Source organism: Gilliamella sp. Fer1-1 (assembly GCF_001690825.1).
Classification (GTDB): domain Bacteria; phylum Pseudomonadota; class Gammaproteobacteria; order Enterobacterales; family Orbaceae; genus Gilliamella; species Gilliamella apicola_C.
The window spans coordinates 1-820 of record NZ_LZGX01000060.1; the positions used below are offsets into that span (position 1 = coordinate 1).

The following is an 820-nucleotide window of genomic DNA, read 5'->3' on the forward strand; positions in this document are numbered from 1 at the left end:
AAATGGCAAAGATAAAAAAATATGAATTAATAAAAACGATCATTTATGAATTAAGTAAAGATGAGCATTACGAAGAATTTAAATTAGAAATCTATAAAGGAGACAAAGATTTTAGAGGTTTTGGTTATCGGTTAGACTCATATAGATTGAAACGTCGTCATGATGTTAAAAGATTTGTAAATAGCGATGTATCTTTATTTATTGAAGATTTTTATTTTTATTACAACAAGTCGGAAGAAGATATCATTAATAATTTTTATATTAAGCTAGAGAAAATATTTGGGCCACTCAATTTGTTATAATTATCATTATTTTTAAAATTAATTAAACTAATGTAGCTTATTCAGTACCAGCCTAGCTTTGCTGAGATAGATAACCATAATACCTTTGGACAAGTATCTATATAAATTGATATAAAATAGAATTAAGAGTACTAATAAATAATGGGAAAACTCAATGGCAGAACTAAAACAATATTGTAAATACCCCAAACTTAGTACACAACTCACGTAGAAAATCATGCTGCTTGTTTTAGTGTTTTATACTCAATCGGTGTCATGTTATTTAATGCCTCATGCGGTCTTTCGGTGTTATAAATTGTTAACCATTCTTCAGTTATTCTCCTTGCTTGAGCTAAGTTGTTAAAAAGATATAAATCGAGTACTTCAGTACGATAGGTACGATTAAATCGTTCAATATAGCCATTTTGATAAGGGCTACCGGGCTGGATATAATCAATGGTTATATCATGTGATTTAGCCCAGTTGGTAAAGGTTTTTCCTGTAAATTCTGGCCCATTATCGACCCGTATTTTTAATGG

2 protein-coding genes are annotated in these 820 nt (G+C 29.4%); one reads left to right on the top strand and one right to left on the bottom strand.

Annotated features, from left to right (window positions below; all coding sequences use genetic code 11):
- On the top strand, positions 1-302 hold a 302-nt coding region (locus tag A9G28_RS13585; protein WP_065588302.1), incomplete at its 5' end, for a hypothetical protein.
- A gap of 215 nt (positions 303-517) precedes the next feature.
- Here the strand turns inward: A9G28_RS13585 and A9G28_RS07605 are convergent.
- Positions 518-820, bottom strand: a 303-nt coding sequence (locus A9G28_RS07605; protein ID WP_141674712.1) for an integrase core domain-containing protein, incomplete at its 5' end; no start/stop codon positions are given.